This is a genomic window from Micromonospora sp. H33 (assembly GCF_052068455.1).
Lineage (GTDB): Bacteria > Actinomycetota > Actinomycetes > Mycobacteriales > Micromonosporaceae > Micromonospora.
In genome coordinates this window covers 44,882-61,176 of sequence record NZ_JBQHDE010000004.1, presented here as the reverse complement: position 1 = coordinate 61,176, position 16,295 = coordinate 44,882, and the positions used below count along the sequence as shown (strand labels likewise).

At 72.5% G+C, this 16,295-nt stretch carries 13 protein-coding genes; 5 read left to right on the top strand and 8 right to left on the bottom strand.

All coding sequences use genetic code 11. The annotated features are described in order from the left end of the window. Positions 1 to 87 precede the first annotated feature (87 nt). From ACTMS0_RS12025 to ACTMS0_RS12010, 4 genes are all read left to right on the top strand, one after another. Positions 88 to 1,074: a diacylglycerol/lipid kinase family protein gene (locus ACTMS0_RS12025; protein ID WP_441155222.1), complete on the top strand. Its 987-nt coding sequence runs from the start codon at positions 88 to 90 to the stop codon at positions 1,072 to 1,074. Next, entirely contained in the window at positions 1,067 to 2,068 is a 1,002-nt protein-coding gene (locus tag ACTMS0_RS12020) for a YihY/virulence factor BrkB family protein (RefSeq protein ID WP_441155221.1), read from the top strand. Before ACTMS0_RS12025 ends, ACTMS0_RS12020 begins: the two co-directional genes overlap by 8 nt. Positions 2,069 to 2,138: 70 nt before the next feature. After that, on the top strand, positions 2,139 to 3,629 hold the full coding sequence (locus ACTMS0_RS12015; protein WP_441155220.1) for a phosphatase PAP2 family protein: 1,491 nt from the start codon (positions 2,139 to 2,141) through the stop codon (positions 3,627 to 3,629). Positions 3,630 to 3,636: 7 nt separating this feature from the next. Beyond that, positions 3,637 to 4,434 (top strand): endonuclease/exonuclease/phosphatase family protein, encoded by a 798-nt coding sequence (locus ACTMS0_RS12010; protein WP_441155219.1) that lies wholly within the window; start codon positions 3,637 to 3,639, stop codon positions 4,432 to 4,434. A 306-nt stretch (positions 4,435 to 4,740) separates the two neighbouring features. Here the strand turns inward: ACTMS0_RS12010 and ACTMS0_RS12005 are convergent, their stop codons facing one another. From ACTMS0_RS12005 to ACTMS0_RS11970, 8 genes are all read right to left on the bottom strand, one after another. Then, positions 4,741 to 5,598 carry an alpha/beta fold hydrolase gene (locus tag ACTMS0_RS12005; RefSeq protein ID WP_441155218.1) on the bottom strand — a complete coding sequence of 286 codons (858 nt, stop codon included), beginning with the start codon at positions 5,596 to 5,598 and terminating at the stop codon, positions 4,741 to 4,743. Continuing rightward, entirely contained in the window at positions 5,595 to 6,557 is a 963-nt protein-coding gene (locus tag ACTMS0_RS12000) for a TIGR03557 family F420-dependent LLM class oxidoreductase (protein WP_441155217.1), read from the bottom strand. Before ACTMS0_RS12000 ends, ACTMS0_RS12005 begins: the two co-directional genes overlap by 4 nt. A 188-nt stretch (positions 6,558 to 6,745) precedes the next feature. Continuing rightward, positions 6,746 to 8,005 carry an RNA polymerase sigma factor gene (locus tag ACTMS0_RS11995; protein ID WP_441155574.1) on the bottom strand — a complete coding sequence of 420 codons (1,260 nt, stop codon included), beginning with the start codon at positions 8,003 to 8,005 and terminating at the stop codon, positions 6,746 to 6,748. 3 nt (positions 8,006 to 8,008) lie between these two features. Further along, a complete protein-coding gene (locus tag ACTMS0_RS11990) occupies positions 8,009 to 8,401 on the bottom strand; it encodes a YciI family protein (RefSeq protein ID WP_441155573.1) in 393 nt (130 codons plus the stop codon). Between the two features lie 114 nt (positions 8,402 to 8,515). Further along, a complete protein-coding gene (locus ACTMS0_RS11985) occupies positions 8,516 to 10,726 on the bottom strand; it encodes an alpha-galactosidase (protein ID WP_441155216.1) in 2,211 nt (736 codons plus the stop codon). Beyond that, positions 10,723 to 11,634: a carbohydrate ABC transporter permease gene (locus ACTMS0_RS11980; RefSeq protein ID WP_441155215.1), complete on the bottom strand. Its 912-nt coding sequence runs from the start codon at positions 11,632 to 11,634 to the stop codon at positions 10,723 to 10,725. Before ACTMS0_RS11980 ends, ACTMS0_RS11985 begins: the two co-directional genes overlap by 4 nt. Beyond that, positions 11,631 to 12,587, bottom strand: coding sequence for a carbohydrate ABC transporter permease (locus tag ACTMS0_RS11975; protein ID WP_441155214.1), 957 nt, complete (start codon positions 12,585 to 12,587; stop codon positions 11,631 to 11,633). The genes ACTMS0_RS11980 and ACTMS0_RS11975 overlap by 4 nt, the downstream gene beginning before the upstream one ends. Before the next feature lie 21 nt (positions 12,588 to 12,608). Next, complete coding sequence (locus ACTMS0_RS11970; RefSeq protein ID WP_441155213.1) at positions 12,609 to 13,937, bottom strand: ABC transporter substrate-binding protein; 1,329 nt, start codon at positions 13,935 to 13,937, stop codon at positions 12,609 to 12,611. A 279-nt stretch (positions 13,938 to 14,216) separates the two neighbouring features. On the opposite strand from ACTMS0_RS11970, the gene ACTMS0_RS11965 reads away from it, so the two are divergent. Continuing rightward, positions 14,217 to 16,277, top strand: a complete 2,061-nt coding sequence (locus ACTMS0_RS11965) for a beta-galactosidase (RefSeq protein ID WP_441155212.1) — start codon at positions 14,217 to 14,219, stop codon at positions 16,275 to 16,277. The last annotated feature ends 18 nt before the right edge of the window (positions 16,278 to 16,295 follow it).

Below are 16,295 nucleotides of genomic sequence, written 5' to 3'. Positions count from 1 at the left end.
CGGCCGCGCTGAAACCTCCTTGTGGCGCTGCCGACCCCGCCCGCGCACGAACTCGCTGAACCCGCCGCCGTGCTGCACACTGGCGCCGTGGATGCTGCAGAGGGCAGGGGCGGCCTGCGGTCGGCCGTGGTGGTGAACCCGTCGAAGGTCGCTGACCTGGACGAACTCCGCCGTACGGTGGACGAAGCCCTCGCCGCCGCCGGCTGGCCCGAACCGCTCTGGTTCGAGACCACCGTCGAGGACCCGGGGCGGGGCCAGACCGAGGAGGCCGTACGGGCCGGCGTGGACGTGGTCTTCGCCTGCGGCGGCGACGGCACCGTCATGTCCTGCGTCAGCGCGCTCGTCGGCACCGAGGTGGCGCTCGCCGTGCTGCCGCATGGCACCGGCAACCTGCTGGCGGCCAACCTGGGCCTCTCCAACGACCTCGCCGCCGGCCTGGAGGTGGCGGTCGAGCAGGGCCGACGCCTGCTCGACGTCGGCCAGGTCGAGGAGCAGTACTTCACCGTGATGGCTGGCATGGGCTTCGACGCCCAGATGCTGGCCGCCACCTCGGAGACCACCAAGAGGCGGATCGGCTGGCCGGCGTACGTGATGGGGGCCGCCCGGCACCTGCGGGACCGGCCGATGAGGGTCTCCATCCGCATTGACGACCAGCAGCCGTTGCGGCGCCGGGCCCGGTCCGTCCTGGTCGCCAACGTCGGCCGGCTCCAGGGCGGCGTACGCCTGCTCACCGGTGCCGAGCCGGACGACGGCTATCTCGACGTCGCGGTGCTCACCCCGCGCACGCTGGGGCACTGGCTCGCGCTCGGCTGGGCGGTCCTTCGGCGGCAGGAAAGGGTGCCGCGGATGGAGGTGTTCCGCGGGCGCCGGGTGGAGATCACCAGCAACCGGCCGCAGCCCCGGGAGCTCGACGGGGACCTGATCGAGCCGGGTCGGACGCTCAAGGCGGAGATCCGGCGGCGGGCGCTGTGGCTGTGCGTACCGCAGCCGGAGGAGGCGCCGGACCTGGCGGTCGACGTCGACGCCGCCGCCGAGCGGGGCGAGCGGCTGGTCGAGGAGGCGGGCCGTGAGTAGCACCCGGATGGTGCCGGAGACCCGGCTGATGGCCGACGAGGAGCTGTCCGCCGACGACGCCTGGCACGCGCTGCGCCGGGAGGGCGGCTGGTGCCTGCTGCGGGACGCGTTCATCCGGTTCCGCTACGGCGACGGGTTCAGCCACTCCCGGGCGTTCGCGTTGCAGCTCTGCCTCGCCGTGGTGCCGTTCCTGATCGCGCTGACCGGTCTCATCTCCGAGCTGGGCGTCGAGGAGGGCGGGCAGGTCGTGGCCGACACCGTGCTGGCGCTCTCCCCGGGCGCCAGCGACGAGGTGGTGGGGGAGCTGCTCGGCGAGGGGGAGCGCACCGAGGAGGTGGGCGAGCTGGCCTTGACCCTCGGTCTGCTCACCGGGCTGGTCGCGCTCACCATGACCATGGCGCAGATCGAGCGGGGAGCCAACCGGATCTACGGCGTCGAGCGGGACCGCCCGGCGCTGTGGAAGTACGTCCGCGCCGCGGTCCTTGCGCTCACCGCCGGCCTGCCCGCGTTGACCGGGTTCCTCATCCTGGTGGCGGGCGGGGCGATCGGCGACTCGGTGCAGCGGCACTACGCGTGGGGTGAGGGCGCCGACGGCGTGTGGGACGTGGTGCGGTGGCCGCTCAGCCTGGGGCTGACCGTGCTGGCCGTCGCGGTGCTCTTCCGGCACGCGCCCCGGCGCAACCAGCCCGGCCTGTCCTGGCTCTTCTTCGGCGCCGGGATCGCGACGGCGCTGTGGTGGCTGACCAGCCTGCTGCTCGCGGCGTACGTCGCCTACAGCGACGACTTCAACCAGACGTACGGCGCGCTGACCGGCGTGATGGCGCTGCTGCTGTGGGCCAACCTCACCGGTATAGCGCTCTTCGGCGGGCTGGCCTTCGCCGCGCAGTTGGAGGCGGTGCGGATCGGCGTGCAGGAGCCGGCCCAGCCCGACCTGTGGGAGCCCGAGGCCGACCGGGTCGAGGTGCACGACACGGGCGAGATGACCGCGCTCTAGCCCCCGCCCCGGTGTACGCGAACTTCCGATCGGGTAAAGCGCCACGCCAGGAGCTGAGAGGGAGGCTGCCGTGAGCGCGGTCATCGACGTGTTGCGCCGACCCCTGGGGCACTTCACCGAGCGGACGCTCGCCGGCCTGGCGCTCGTGCTCGGCACCGGGGTGGGGTTCGGTCTGCTGCTGGTCCTGGTACGGGTCAATTGGACCCCGCTGTACGACGTCGACCATGGTGTCGCCGCCTGGCTCAACGACCTCGTCTCGCCGTACGGGCCGCTGGTGACCGTGCTCAACGCGCTCACCGACCTCGGCGGCCGGGCGGTGCTCATCTGGCTGATCTCGGTCGCCGTGGTCGGTCTGCTGATCCGCCGGCAGGGGCGCCTGGCGGTGTTCCTCATCGTCACCGGCGTCGGCGCGCTGATCCTGGACCCGGCGCTCAAGACGCTGGTCGACCGGCTGCGCCCCGAGGTGGAGGTGCCGATCGGGGCGTACGCGGGGCAGAGCTTCCCCTCCGGCCACGCGCTCGGGTCGTTCGTCGCGTACGGCGCGCTGCTGCTGGTCTTCCTCCCGGCGATGTCGCCGCGCTGGCGCAAGCCGGCCATCGGCCTGGTCGCCACGATCGTGGTGCTCATCGGGCTGACCCGGATCGCGCTGGGCGTGCACTTCGTCTCCGACGTGCTCGGCGCCTGGCTGCTGGGCGCGGCGTGGCTCGGCATCACCGCGTACGCCTTCCGCCTGTGGCGGCTGGAGCGCGGCCGGCCGGTGCCGGCGCTGACCGAGGGCCTGGAGCCGGAGGCCGCGCACGACGTGGCGCCCGCCCCCGACGAGGCGCACCTGCTGCCGCACCCCCGGGCCGCGGTCTTCGAGCTGATCGTCGGCTGGGTGCTGGTGCTCGGCGCCCTCTACGGCTTCGGGCTGTTCGTCAGCTATCACGCCGGCGGGACGTTCCTCGCCACCCTCGACACCGAGGTGCCGCGCTGGCTCGCCGAGCACCGCACCCCCGCCCGGGACGACTTCTCCTGGTGGTGGAGCAAGGCCGGCGACACCCACGCGATCCTGCTGATCTCGCTGGTCTTCTGCCCGCTGGTGCTGGCGGTCTGGCGGCGCTGGCGGCCGGTGCTGTTCGTCGCGCTGACCATGTTCGGCGAGCTGACCCTCTTCCTCGCATCGGCCGCCGCCGTGGACCGGCCCCGGCCGCCGGTCGGGAACCTGGACGGGCCGATGCCGACGTCCTCGTTCCCGTCCGGCCACATCGCGGCAACCCTGTGCGTCTGGGTCGCCATCGCGATCATCGTCTTCCCGCGCACCGACCGCTGGTGGCGGTGGGCGTTCGTGGCCCTGGCCGTGGTCATGCCGGTCGGGGTGGCGGTCTCCCGGATGTACCGGGGCATGCACCACCCGACCGACTTCATGGGCGCGATCATCCTGTGCACCCTCTGGGTGGGGCTGCTCTACTGGGTGGTCCGACCGAACGCGGACCTGCGCGAGGGCAACCGGCCCGCCATCGAGTCGGAGGACGTGCACACCCTCGACGACGAGCTGGCCAGGGCCGGCCAGGTGGAATGACGCGCCCATGCTGCGGGTGGCGACCTGGAACATCCGTACCGGCGGCCGGGACGCCGGCGGTGGCGACCGGCGGGACCTGATCGTCCGGGTCGTCACCGACCTGCGGCCGGACGTGCTCGCGGTGCAGGAGCTGCGCGGTTTCGACGACCGCGTCCTGGCGGCCTTCGCCGAGCGCCTGGGGATGCGGCCGCACCTGGCCCGGTCGTGGTTCGCCCAGCCGGTGGCGGTGCTGGTCCGCCCGCCGCTGCGGGTGCTCGCCGCCGGCCGGGTACGCCGGCCGTTCCACCACGCCGCCCAGCGCGTCACGGTGGCCACCGACGCCGGGCCACTGACCGTGTTCAGTACGCATCTCAACCCGTACTCGGGCGGCCGGCGGCTGATGGAGGCGGACTGGCTCGCGGCGGCCCTGCGCCGCACCGGCGGCGAGCTGGCCTTGGTCGCCGGTGACCTGAACACCCTCGACCCGTCCGTCGACCACACCGAGCGCCTGGCCGGGCTGCCGGACCGGTACCGCTGCCGGCACCTGCGCCGCGACGGCCGTACCGTCGACACCCGCGCGGTCGCCCGGCTCCTGGACGCGGGCCTGGTCGACCTGTGGCGGCACGGTTCACCGGAGCCGGAGGGGTGGACCGTACCGACCCGGCACGGCGGGGCGGAGTTCGTGCCGATGCGCCTGGACTACCTCCTGGCCACGCCGGCGGTCGCCGAGCTGACCCGGCAGGTGCGGGTGATCCGGAACGGCGACGCCGACCGCGGCTCCGACCACTATCCGCTGAGCGTCGACCTCGACCTGGCGCCGGCCTGACCGCCGCCTTTGCTCTGCACCCTCATCCGCACCGAGCACGCAGAGTGACCGGTGCGAATCCGGGTGCAGAGCAAAGGAGCGCGGAGGCGGCACCCCCGCGACGCAGGCGGCACCACGGCCACGCAGGCGGCGCCGCGGCCACGCGGCCACGCAAGGCGGCACCGCCGCTACCAGGCGGCGCTACAGCACCAGGTTGAGCAGCACGGTCAGGACGATCGAGGCGACCACCGAGAAGAGGATCATCAGCAGGCAGCCGAGGCCGCCACCGGCCGGCCGGATCTCCGTGTTGCCGATACGCATGAGGAATCACCTGTTCGTGAGCGAGGGAGCCAGCAGGAGCCGGACGGCGTCGGCGACCTGCGCCGGCGCGGTGGTGACGACGTTGTGCGCGGCACCGGGCACCACCACGTCCCGGGCGCGGGGCACGAGCCGGGCCGCCTGCGACCGCCACCCGGCCGGCACCACCGGATCCCGCGAACCGGTCACCACCACGGTCGGCGCGGCGATCCGCACCAGGTCCGCCTCGATCGCGTTGCGCACCGAGTGGGTGAGGGTCGCGGACACCCGCCAGGGCCGGGCGTCCCACACGTCGCGGAGCAGGATGGGCGCCTGCAGCGGCGCCTCCCGCAGCGCGTCGACCAGCCACCGTCCGATCTGGCCGCGCCGCGAACGCGCCGCCGGGTCGCTGGTCGGGCCGGCCAGCACCACCGCGCGGACCGTCCCGGGGTGGCGGGCGGCCAGCGCCGCGGCGACCTCCGCGCCGAACGAGTGGCCGAGCACGCAGACCGGCGGCATCCGGTACGCGGCCAGCCAGGCGGCGAGGTGGTCGGCGTGCCGGGGCACGTCGTACGCGGTGCCGGGGCGCTCGGTCAGGCCGAAGCCGGGCAGGTCCGGCGCGTACACCGGATGGGTGTCGGCGAGCGCCACCGCGAGCGGGGTGAGGTACCGGTGCGAGACGGCGAGGCCGTGCACGAGCACCACCGGCGGGGCACCGGTGCCCGGGTCGGCGCTGCGGCGGGTGTGCGTCCGGAGCCCGTCGACCAGTCGCCACTCGCTGGTCAGGCCGGCGGCGGGCCGGGGTGCGGCGAAAGCGAGGCGCAGTTCCGCCGGGCCGAAGCGTCCCGGTGCCGTCGGCCGGGGCCGCCGCAGCGGCGAGGCTCTCACAGCTCCCGCAGGCGCGGCAGCAGCTGCTCCTGCGCCCACTCCAGGAACATCGGCTGGCTCTCCCCGCCGACCTGCACGATCGCGACGTGGCTGAACCCGGCGTCGACGAACTTCTTGAACGCCTCGACGTGCTGGTCCACGTCCGGCCCGCAGGAGATGGTGTCGGCGACGTCCTCCTCGCGTACGAACTGGGTGGCGGCGGCGAACGACTCGGGGCCGGGCAGTTCCGCGTTCACCTTCCAGCCCAGCCCGAACCAGCGGAACTGGTCGTGGACGATCTTCCGGCACTCGGCCTCGTCGGGGCCGTAGCAGATGGCGACCTGCCCGAACCGTGGCTTCCCGACGCCGCCGGCGTCGTCGTACATGTCGACGAGGTGCGGCAACGGCTCGGTGGCGACGAGGCCGTCGCCGTACTCGGCGGCCAGGGTGACCGACTGGCGGCCGGAGGCGGCGATCACCATCGGCACCGGCCGCTCCGGCCGGTCCCAGACGTAGGCGTCGGGCACGTCGTAGTGGTTGCCGGAGAAGGTCAGCGTCTCCCCGTTGAGCAGCGGCCGGATGATCTGGAGGGCCTCCTCGAACATCTCGTGCCGCTGCTGCACGTGCGGCCAGCCACCGATCACGTGCTCGTTGAGGTTCTCGCCGGAGCCCAGGCCGAGGGTGAACCGCCCGTCCGAGAGCACACCGACGGTGCTCGCCTTCTGCGCCACGACCGCCGGGTGGTAGCGGCGGATCGGGCAGGTCACGAAGGACATCAGGTGCGCCCGCGAGGTGGCGTGGGCGACCGCGCCGAGCACCGACCAGGCGTACGGGGAGTGGCCCTGGGAGTCGAGCCAGGGGTAGTAGTGGTCGGACATGACCAGGTGGTCGAAGCCGGCCGCCTCGGCGCGCACGGCGTAGTCGACCAGCTGCTTCGGGCCGGCCTGCTCGCACATGAGGGTGTAGCCGACGTTGACCATGGTGCCTCCTCGTTCCGGCCGCGCGGATCCTCCCGGGATACCCCGGTCGGCGTCGGCCAACCCTTGGCCGATGGAGTTCCTTAACCGGTTCATTGCGCTCGGCCGGTCGCCGTCCTACGCTGATGCCTGCGCCGCCGGGAGCCAGGTAAACCTGTGCGCCGGTTGAAGCAGAGCAAAGGGCCGACAGGTCATGTTCCCTGTCGAGTGGCGAGGCGGGCGGCGTGCATGCGCAGGTACCGCTGCTCCGGCAGGCTCGTGGTCAGGTCCGCCGCCACGCCGTAGTCGGCGATGGCGCGCTCCCGGTCGCCGGCCATCTCGTGCAGGTGGGCGCGGGCGGCCGGGAGCCGATGGTGACCGGCGAGCCGCGAATCGGCGGCGAGGGTGTCGAGCGCGGCCAGCCCGGCCGCCGGGCCGTGCACCATGGCCGTGGCCACCGCCCGGTTCAGGGAGACCACCGGGCCGGGGGAGAGCCGCTCCAGCACCTCGTAGAGCGCGAGGATCTGCGGCCAGTCGGTCTCCTCGGCGCTCGGCGCCTCGTCGTGCAGCGCGGCGATGGCCGCCTGCACTTGGTATGGGCCGACCGGCCCCCGGGGCAGCGCCCAGGTGACCAGCGCGACGCCCTCGCCGATGGCCGCCCGGTCCCAGCGCGAGCGGTCCTGGTCGGTCAGGGAGACCAGTTCTCCGGACGGGCCGGTGCGCGCCGCGGACCGCGCGTCGGTGAGCAGCATCAGCGCGAGCAGCCCCGCGACCTCGCTCTCCTGCGGCAGCGCCGCGTGCAGCGCCCGCGCCAGCCGAACCGCCTCCTCGGCGAGGTCCACCCGGCGCAACTCGGCGCCGACGCTGGCGGTGTGCCCCTCGGTGAAGATCAGGTAGAGCACGTGCAGCACCGCGGCCAGGCGGGCCGGCCGCTCCGTCGCGTCGGGCATCCGGAACGGCACACCGGAGGAGCGGATCCGCTGCTTGGCGCGGCTGATCCGCTGCGCCATCGTGGCCTCCGGCACGAGGAACGCCCGGGCGATCTCCGCCGTGGTCAGGCCGCCGACGGCTCGCAGGGTCAGCGCGATCGCCGAGGCGGGGGAGAGCGCCGGGTGGGTGCAGAGGAAGAGCAGGACCAGCGTGTCGTCGCGGTCCGCGCCCAGTTCGTCGTCCGCCGCGGGCGCGGCCCGCCGGTCGTCCGGCTCGCGGGTAGCGGCCAGATCCTCCCGCCGCCGCCGCGCCGTCTCGGAGCGGACCAGCTCAATCATCCGGCGGTACGCAACCTGGATCAGCCATCCCCGGGGGTTGTCCGGCAGCCCCTCGACGGGCCACTGTGTCACCGCCGCGAGCAGCGCCTCCTGGACCGCGTCCTCGGCGGTGGCAAAGTCACCGAAGCGGCGGGCGAGCACGCCGAGGACCTGCGGCGCCAGGTCGCGCAGCAGGTCCTCGACGTCACGGTCAACCGTGTCCAGGTGTCACAGCTCCTCGGGCGGGGCCGACATGACCGGGTGCACCTCGATGGGCATGTTCAGCGGCCGGCGGCCGGGGCCGGGCGCGGTCGAGATGTGCGCCGCGATCGCCACGGCCCGCTCCGGGGTGTCGACGTCCACGATCCACCAGCCGGCGAGGAACTCCTTCGTCTCGGCGAACGGCCCTTCGGTCACCACCGGCGTCCCGTCGGCGCCCGCCCGCACGATCTTCGCCTGCGCCGGGCCGCCGAGGCCCTCCCCCTGGACCCACTCACCGTCGGCGACCAGCTTCGCGTTGACCTCCCCCATGAACCCGATGTGCGCCCGGATCTCCTCCGGCGTCCAGGTGTGGACCGGCGGGAAGTCGGTGCCGGCGGCGCTGAACTGCATGAGCAACATGTACTTCACGTCTGGCTCCTCAGGTCTCGGGCACCATCGTCGGTGCTCTCACCCGTAGGTAGAAGCCGACGCACCGCCGCTCGACATCCGGCGCCGAGAAATCTCCGAAAAAGTTCAGTCGACACCGGTGACCTCCAGCAGGAGGGCCTGCTCCGGATGCAGCGCCGGCACCTGGAGCCCGACCGAGGCGAGCGCCGCCCCGGACAGGGTGGCGCCACCGGCGGCCAGCCAGCCCGGTTCGGTCATCTGGAGCACCGCCGGTTCCGGCACGCCCGCCGCCGGGCGGACCGCGTACCGCCGGGTCCGGTCCAGCCCGGGGAGCCGGACCGGGCCCGGCGCCTGGGTGACCGAGGTGGCCAGCCGCGCCACCGCGTACACGGCCCGGGAAGCGTCGTGGGCGACCACGCCGTGCGCCCAGACGGCTGGGTCCGGATGGTCGACCCGGACCACCCGCCCGGTGTGCAGCAGCGGGCGGAGCCGCTTGTGCAGGGCCACCCAGGCGGCCAGCTCCCGGCGCTCGTCGGCGCTGATCGCGCCGATGTCCCACTCGATGCCGTGATGGCCGAAGAGCGCGGTCGCCGCCCGGAAGCCCAGGTCGTGGACGCGGTGGGTGGTGTGCGACCGCTCCGGCCCGACGTGGGTGCCGACCAGTTCGGGCGGCAGCAGCAGCCCGGTCCAGCGCTGGATGGCCAGCCGTTCGAGGGCGTCGTTGCAGTCGCTGGCCCAGACCCGGTCGGTGCGGCGCAGGATCTCCAGGTCGACCCGGGCGCCGCCGGAGGCGCAGCTCTCGATCTCGACCTCCGGGTGGCGGGCTCGCAGCTCGTCGAGGAGCCGGTAGACCGCGAGGGTCTGCTCGTGCACGCCCGGCCGGCCGTGGTGGGCGGCCTCGGTGAGGTCCCGGTTGTGGTCCCACTTGAGATAGCTGATGCCGGGATGCTCGGTGAGCAGGGTGTCGAGCCGGCCGAGCAGGTACGCGTACGCCCCGGGGTGGGCGACGTCGAGCACCTGCTGGTGCCGCCACTCGGGCGGCAGCCGGCCGGGTACCGCGAGCACCCACTCGGGGTGGGCGCGGAACAGGTCCGAGTCGGGGTTGACCATCTCCGGCTCGACCCACAGCCCGAACGCCATCCCGCGCCCGGTCACGTGGTCGACGAGCGGTGTCAGGCCGTCCGGCCAGACCTCCTCGTCGACGTACCAGTCCCCGAGGCCGGCGCGGTCGTGCCGCCGGCCCCGGAACCAGCCGTCGTCGAGGACGAACCGTTCCACCCCGACCTCGGCGGCCCGGTCGGCGAGGGCGCACAGCCGGTCCAGGTCGTGGTCGAAGTAGACCGCCTCCCACACGTTGAGGGTGACCGGCCGGGGCGTGCGCGGGTGGGTCGGCCGAGCCCGCAGGTGCCGGTGCAGGGCGTCGCTGAGCCCGTCCAGTCCGGCGTCGGACCAGGCGGCGTAGAGCAGCGGGGTGGCGTACTCGGCGCCCGGCGCGAGCATCACCTCGCCAGGGGCCAGCAGCTCGCCGCCACCCAGGATCGAGTCGCCGGTGGGCCGGCGTTCCGCGAAGGTCACGTGGTCACCGCTCCACGCGGTGTGCACCGCCCACACCTCGCCGTGCCCGAACCCGAACCCGGCCGTGCCGGCCACCAGCAGCAGGGTGGCGTCGTGGCCGGTGCGGCCGTGCCGGCCCTCCCGGACCCAGGTGCCCATCGGCCACGGGTGCCGCTGCGGCGACCGTTCCCGGCACCACCGGCCGGTCAGGTCGAGCAGTTCGGTGGCGACCGCCGGCACCGGCAGCACCGGCGTCAGCTCCCGCAGTTCGTAGCCGGTGGCGCCGTCGTTGCGCAGCCGGTGCCGTACGGTCAGCACCCCGTGCGGGTCCAGCGCCAGCTCGACGATGAGCGAGAGACCGGCGGCCGGGTCCGACGCCCGCACGGACACCCGCGCCGCGCCGGCCCCGTGGTGGTCCCGCTCCTCATCGGGTACGCGCACCGCGTCGCCGCCTCGGGCCACGCGACCCGGGTCGGAGGCGCCGTCGGCGACGTCGATCCCGTCCAGGCGGAACGCCGTGGACCAGGCCGCACCGTCCCGGTGCCCGGCCAGCGCCGGCCGGCCGCTCCACCCCGCACCCGGCTCGGGCAGTAGAGACAGCACGGTCGGCGCGTCGAAGCTGCTCGGCACCACCGGTGGTACGGTCGCGGCGACCAGTGTGGACAGGTCCTCGTCGGTGAGCGGGCCCAGGTCGGCGCCCCAGTGCACGACGCGCGGCAGACCGGGCCCGCGCGCGTCGAGCACCAGGCTGGCCCGGGCGCGGCGGAGGTGCAGGATCGTCATCCTTTGCTGGCTCCCAGGGTGAGGCCCCGGACGAACTGCTTCTGCAACAGGAAGAAGATCACCAGGGTCGGGATCGCGACCAGCACCGAGCCGGCCGAGACCAGGTTGTTGTCGGTGAAGAACTCGCCGCGCAGGTTGTTCAGCGAACTGGTCACCGGGAACTTGTCCCCGGTACGCATGAGCACGGTGGCCCAGAAGAACTCGTTGTAGATCCAGGTCACCTCCAGCGTGGCGAGGGCCGCCAGGGCGGGCCGGCACAGCGGCATGGTCACCTGCCAGTACTGCCGCCAGATGCTCGCCCCGTCGACCATCGCCGCCTCGTACAGGTCGCGCGGGAGCGCCTTCATGTAGTTGCTCAGCACGAACACGCAGAAGCCGCACTGGAAGGCGACGTTGACCAGGATCAGGCCCCAGTAGCTGTCGTACAGCAGCTCGGAGTCGCTCATGAACTCCGGCAGCGGCACCTGGGTGAAGAGGCGGAACAGCGGGATCAGCAGGGCCTGCTGGGGCAGCAGGTTCGCCGCGGTGAACAGGCCGAGCAGGACCAGGTTGGTCCGCCAACTGAACCGCGCGATGACGAACGCGACGCAGGACGCGAGGAAGAGCGTCAGCAGCACCGCCGGCACCGTGATGTACACGGAGTTGAGGAAGTGCTGGCCGAACTCGGCGGTCCGCCACGCGGTGACGTAGTTGTCGAAGGTCCAACCGCCGAGCGAGACGTAGCCGTTGGCGGCGGTGTACTCGTACGACCGCAGCGAGGTGAGCACGGCCCACAGGATCGGGAACAGCCAGCTCACCGCCACGACGGCGAGGAAGACGTGCAGCAGCACCCGGGCCGGGCGCAACGGCCGGCGGGCCGGGGCCGGCGCGGTCGCCTCCTCGGCGCGGCTCAGCGTCGCGGTGCTCATCGCCGGTCCTCCCTCATGACGGTGGCCAGGTAGACGGTGATGAAGACCAGCGAGACGACCAGCATGATGGTCGCCAGCGCCGAGCCGAAGCCGATCCGGCTGGCCTCGCCGACCACGTTCGCGGTGACCAGCGCGGAGATGAGCTCCAGACCGTTGCGGCCCTTGTTGATGACCCAGACCAGGTCGAACGCGCGCAGCGACTCGATCACGGTCACCACCAGCACGATGATGTTGATCGGGCGCATGACCGGGAAGACCACCTTGAAGAAGGCGCTGGTCTCCGAGGCGCCGTCGACGGCGGCGGCCTCCCGCAGCGACGGGTCCACGCCCTTCAGCCCGGCCAGGTAGAGCAGCATGATGTAGCCGACGTGCCGCCAGCCGGCCGCGACCAGCACCGCCCAGATGTTGACGTCGGGGTCGCCGTACCAGTCGACGCCGGTGCCGAGGACGCCGTTGAGCAGCCCCTGGTCGCGCGAGTAGATGAGCTGCCAGACGAAGCCGATCAGCGCGAGGGAGAGCACGACCGGCAGGTAGAGCGCGGTCTGGTAGAACCGGGTGCCGCGCAGTTCCTTGTCGAGCAGGACGGCCAGGAACATCCCGAACGGGGTGGCCACCACGAAGAGCGCGGCCAGCCAGAGCATGTTGTTCTGCACGGCCGGGACGAACGGCGGGTAGATCTCGACCACGTCGGAGTAGTTGCGGCCACCGACCCACTCGATCTCGCTGATCGGGCCGATGCCGTCCCAGTCGGTGGCCGACAGCGCCACCGTGGCCAGCGCCGGCAGCCAGACGAGCGCGACGACGAGCAGCAGCGGTACGAGCACCATCAGCGCGATGACCACGCGGTCGGTGCGGGACAGGAGCCGTAGCCGACGGCCGCGTCCACGCGTGGTGGTGGTCGCGACCGGCGGCGGTACGGCGCGGTCCGCTTGGACCAGGGGCAGGTCGGACACGATGTCCTCCCCCTTCCGCCGTCAGTCGGTGAAGATCGATTTTTTCTGGTTCTCGATGCTGTTGGTGAGCCCGTCGATGTCGGCCGGGTCCTTGATGAACTGCTGGAGCGCCGGGATCATGACCGTCGAGGCGAAGTCCGGGCGGGTGTCCCGGTCGAGGAACTGGGCGATCTCGGTGGCCGAGCCGACCAGCTCCGCGGCCTTCTTCTGGAGCGCGGTGTAGCCGCTGGTGTCGGCCTCGCCGTTGGCGACCAGGGTGCTCGGGTCGTTCTTCACGGTGATGTCCGCGGCGGCCTTGGAGCCGACGTACTCCAGCAGCTTCCTGGCGTTGTCCTCCTCCTTGGGTCGGCGGGCCATCATGTAGCCGTCGATCGGCGCGTCCAGGGCCTTCGCCCCGATGGCCGGGTCGATCTCCGGGAACGTGAAGAAGTCCAGGTCGTCCTGCTCGTCGTTGTTGAACTGCTGGGCGACGAAGAGGCCGAGCAGGTACATGCCGCTCTTCTTCTGCTGGAGCGACTGGGCCGCCTCCTGCCAGGTGCGGCCGAGGCTGTCGGGCTGGTGCAGCGGCAGCAGCCCGCGCCAGGTGTCGAACACCTTCTTCACCTTGTCGGAGGTCCACGACTCCTTGCCGGCCATCAGGTCGACGTGGAACTGGTAGCCGTTGATCCGCAGGTTGAGGATGTCGAAGGTGCCCATCGCCGGCCAGCCGTCCTTGTCGGCGAAGGCGATCGGGACCAGTCCGTCCTTCTTCATCTCGGCGGCGAGTGTGGTCAGCTCCTGGAGGGTCTTCGGCACCTGGTAGCCGTTCTGCTGCCACACCGACTTGCGGTAGAAGACCGCCCACGGGTAGTACGACGAGGGGACGAAGTACTGCTTGCCGTCGTCGCCGGTGGACGCCTTCTTGAACGCGTCCGACATCCCGGAGAGCTTGCCCCAGATGTCGCTGACGTCGCCGGCGAGCCCACGTGCGGCGAAGAACCGCATCCGGTAGCCGGCGAACCACATGAAGACGTCGTCCGGCTTGCCCTGGAGATAGTTGTTGATGTTCTCCTGGTAGGTGTTGTGGTCGACGGTGTTGACCGAGACCTGGAGGCCGGACGAGGTCTGGAACCCGTCCACGACCTTCGCGATGACCTCCTTCGGCTTCGGGTCCGACTGGTTGGAGCCGAGCGACACGGTCTTGGAGCCGGAGCCGCCCGAGTCGTCGCCGCCGCAGCCGGCGAGCAGGCCGGTGCCGAGCAGCGCGCCGGTGCCGGCGGTGCCCGCGAGCAGTGAGCGGCGGCGGAGACCGGCGACCGAGGGAGGTACGAGCCGGGCGAGGTACTCGGCTTGGGATCGGGGACGGGACATGGTGCCTCCTGCGGATGAAGAGGTGCGCTGCGCCCGAGGGCCGTCGGCTGGCAGTACCACCCGTCGTGATTCCACATGTCGAATCCACCGCGAATCCACATTGGCGAACACGAACTGCCAGTGGCCGCTCAAGCTACTCGCCTAACGGGCCCTGTCAAGAGGGGTGCACTGCGCGGATAACCCAGTCGCAACAAGCCTGTTACGAGGTAAACGTTGGAAACAACGGTCGATGTTGGAAAGTGTTGACTTGCGCTCACCAGCGGGGCACCCTCTGCTGTCATGCGGCGGTGGCAGGGCGAGCGGATCTTCTTCGGCGGCGACTACAACCCGGAGCAGTGGCCCGAGGAGACCTGGGTCGAGGACGTCGCGCTGATGCGCCGCGCCGGGGTCAACCTGGTCTCCGTCGGGATCTTCTCCTGGGCCCTGCTCGAACCCGAGCCGGGCCGGTACGAGTTCGGCTGGCTGGACCGCGTGCTGGACCTGCTGCACGACGGCGGCATCGCCGTCGACCTGGCCACCGCCACCGCCAGCCCGCCACCGTGGCTGGCCCACCGGCATCCGGAGACGCTGCCCCGGCGCGCCGACGGCGCGGTCCTGTGGCCGGGAGGCCGGCAGGCGTACTGCCCCAGCTCGCCCGTGTTCCGGGAACGGTCGCTCGCCCTGGTCGAGGCGGTCGCCACCCGGTACGCCGACCACCCGGCCGTGGTCATGTGGCACGTCTCCAACGAGCTGGGCTGCCACAACGTGCACTGCTACTGCGACGTCAGCGCCGAGGCGTTCCGCGGCTGGCTGCGCGAGCGTTACCGCACCGTCGACGCGCTCAACGACGCCTGGGGCACCGCGTTCTGGAGCCAGCGCTACGGCGACTGGGCCGAGGTCAATCCGCCCCGGCTCGCCCCGACCTTCGCCAACCCCACCCAGCAGCTCGACTTCCTGCGCTTCTCCTCCGACGAGCAGCGTGCCCAACTGCGGGCCGAGCGGGCGGTGCTGGCCCGGCTGGTGACCCAGCCGATCACCACGAACTTCATGATCGGCACCGGCGTCAAGTACCTGGACTACCACTCCTGGGCGTCCGACGTGGACCTGCTCGCCAACGACCACTACCTGACCGCGGCCGACCCGCAGTCGCACGTCGGGCTGGCCCTCGCGGCCGACCACACCCGCGGCGTCGCCGGGGGCGAGCCCTGGCTGCTGATGGAGCACTCCACCAGCGCGGTCAACTGGCAGCCCCGCAACGTGGCCAAGGTCCCCGGGCAGCTGCGGCGCAACAGCCTCGCGCACGTCGCGCGCGGCGCCGACGGGGTGCTGTTCTTCCAGTGGCGGGCCTCCCGGGCCGGCGCGGAGAAGTTCCACTCCGCGCTGGTACCGCACGCCGGCCCGGACACCAAGGTGTTCCGCGAAGTGTGCCGCCTCGGCGCCGACCTGGCGACGCTGTCCGAGGTGATCGGCAGCCGGGTGGACGCCGAAGTGGCGATCCTGTTCGACTACGAGGCCTGGTGGGGCGTCGAGTTGGATTCGCACCCGAGCGTCGACGTCACGTACGCCGACCGGCTCCGGGCGCTCTACGAATCGCTGTGGCGGGCCGGCATCACCGCCGACGTCGTGCACCCCTCCGCCGACCTGTCCGGCTACCGCCTGGTGCTGGTCCCCACCCTGTACCTGGTGCGGGACGCACACGCCGCGGCGCTGCGCGCCTTCGTCGAGGCCGGCGGGACGGCGCTGGTCACCTACTTCAGCGGCATCGTCGACGAGAACGACCACATCCGACTCGGCGGATATCCCGGGGCGTTCCGGGACCTGCTCGGCGTCCGCGTGGAGGAGTTCTTCCCGCTGCGGGCGGGGGAGCGGGTCACCCTGGACGACGGGTCGGGCGCCGACGTGTGGACCGAGTGGCTGCACGCCGAGGGCGCCGAGGTGCTGGCCGCGTACGCCGACGGGCCGCTGCCGGGCGTGCCGGCGGTGACCCGCCACCCGGTCGGCGCGGGCGCCGCCTGGTACGCCGGCACCCGGCTGGACGGCGCGGCGACGGACCGGCTGGTGACCCGGCTGGCCACCGAGGCGGGCGTGCGACCGCCGGCCGAGGCGCCGCCCGGCGTCGAGGTGGTCCGGCGCCGCGCCGGCGAGCGGAGCTGGCTGTTCGTCCTCAACCACACCGGGGAGGAGGTCCGGCTCTCCGCCAGCGGCACCGAACTACTCGGCGGGACGCACTGCTCCGGCGAGCTGACCGTCCCGCCCGGCGAGGTGGCCGTGGTACGGGAGGACGTACCCGCGGCATCGACGGCCGTTGCCGACGCGGACCCGGCGCCCGGCCGGCGGGATCGCGCCGCGGACGCCGCCTGACAGTTAGTGTTCCCCTCG